The sequence below is a fragment of the Caldimonas tepidiphila genome (assembly GCF_003569765.1).
In the GTDB taxonomy this organism is placed as follows: domain Bacteria; phylum Pseudomonadota; class Gammaproteobacteria; order Burkholderiales; family Burkholderiaceae_C; genus Caldimonas; species Caldimonas tepidiphila.
The window spans coordinates 1-1,418 of record NZ_QXMG01000160.1 but is presented as its reverse complement, the minus strand read 5'-3'; the positions used below and the strand labels follow the sequence as shown (position 1 = coordinate 1,418).

The following is a 1,418-nucleotide window of genomic DNA, read 5'->3' as shown; positions in this document are numbered from 1 at the left end:
GCGCTGTCAAGCCACGCCCCGCCCGGCGCCCTCGCTGCCATTTGTGCAACAAAGCCGGCAGGACTGCTCACGACGCGCTGTGCCGCGATCACGCCGGCTGCCCCCGCAAGGTTCTCCACCACAAAGGTGCCGCCCAGCTTCGCCGAGAGAATGTCAGCGGTGATGCGGGCAGCCACGGCAAGTAGGGTCTGGCAGGACTGAACCTGTTTGTTTTTGTAAGGCTGCTCAAGCTTTGCAATGCGCGGTCGATCAGGATATATGAGTCGCCGCGTCTACCCGAAAACTGCCGGGCCTGTCTTTGATCCCGAGCGGAGTCCAATGCCGCTCTTCACCGCGTTCATCGATCGCAACCCCTTTGCTCCCCGACACCTAACCACCGCGGCCTATATCGATGACAGCTATTGCCTAGATGCGCCGGAACTGCTGCCCGCCGGCGGTTGCCGATCAAGCGCTTCGGCGCACATCGTGACACCCGAACAAATCACGGCGCGAAGGGCGTCACAGCATACGACTCTCTGAATGGCTTGGGCTTGATCCCGTTGTTCTGAGCTTCTCGGATCGCCTCGTCGATCTGGTAGCGCAACTGGAGGTCGTGCACCATGTGGCCGCCAAGCATCTCCACGTAGTCCTGCATATGGGAGCTCCTCGCCGGGTCGAAGCGGTTGAAGGCGCGGCCCTCCGGTGCTCGCACGACCCAACAGTCGCAGAGGGGCCAGTGCTCATGTCATTTGATCTGCTTTCCTTGTCAAGGTTGTCCCATTAGCCTGTTACAGAAGTTTCCTCATGCCTAGGGCGGAGCAAGCGCAATACTTGCCTCCAACAGGCTAGGACTAAACCTCTGGTCCAATTTTCCCGCAGTTGCATCTCAACCGTGGCAGCATGCCGTGAGGGATCGCCTGCATCCCACCTACTCGCGCTTGCGCCTCCTTCTGCCGCTGCCTGCACCCAAGATGAATGTGCTCTCACCTGAGGACAGCAATGCATTGCTGAGCCGCCTGCAAGACCTTTGCGAGAACGCCACCGTGGCGCTCTTCGTCATGGACGAGCACCAGCACTGTGTCTACATGAACGGTGCAGCGGAGCTACTGACCGGGTTCACCTTGCCGGAGGTGCAAGGCCGCCCCCTGCACGATTTCGTCCATCACCACCGCCCCGACGGCACGCCTTACCCTCTTGCTGAGTGCCCGATCGATCGGGCAGCCCCCCAGAACAACCAGCAGCAAGGGGAGGAAGTCTTCATTCACAAGGACGGCCACTTCTACCCGGTGGCCTTCACTGCCAGTCCGATTCGGCATGAGGACAAGGTGGTTGGCACCGTCATCGAGGTCCAGGACATTTCCACGCGGAAGCGGCAAGAGGCGGCCTGATTAGTCATGATCCTCAGCCACGCCCCGGATATGACGCTCGCGCATAGGCGA

At 60.6% G+C, this 1,418-nt stretch carries 2 protein-coding genes; one reads left to right on the top strand and one right to left on the bottom strand.

Annotation, left to right across the window (positions count from 1 at the left end; genetic code table 11):
• Window positions 1–481: 481 nt before the first annotated feature.
• Window positions 482–634 carry a hypothetical protein gene (locus tag D3A59_RS25740; protein WP_157991713.1) on the bottom strand — a complete coding sequence of 51 codons (153 nt, stop codon included), beginning with the start codon at window positions 632–634 and terminating at the stop codon, window positions 482–484.
• A 250-nt stretch (window positions 635–884) separates the two neighbouring features.
• On the opposite strand from D3A59_RS25740, the gene D3A59_RS24860 reads away from it, so the two are divergent.
• Window positions 885–1,367: a PAS domain-containing protein gene (locus D3A59_RS24860; RefSeq protein ID WP_205665278.1), complete on the top strand. Its 483-nt coding sequence runs from the start codon at window positions 885–887 to the stop codon at window positions 1,365–1,367.
• The last annotated feature ends 51 nt before the right edge of the window (window positions 1,368–1,418 follow it).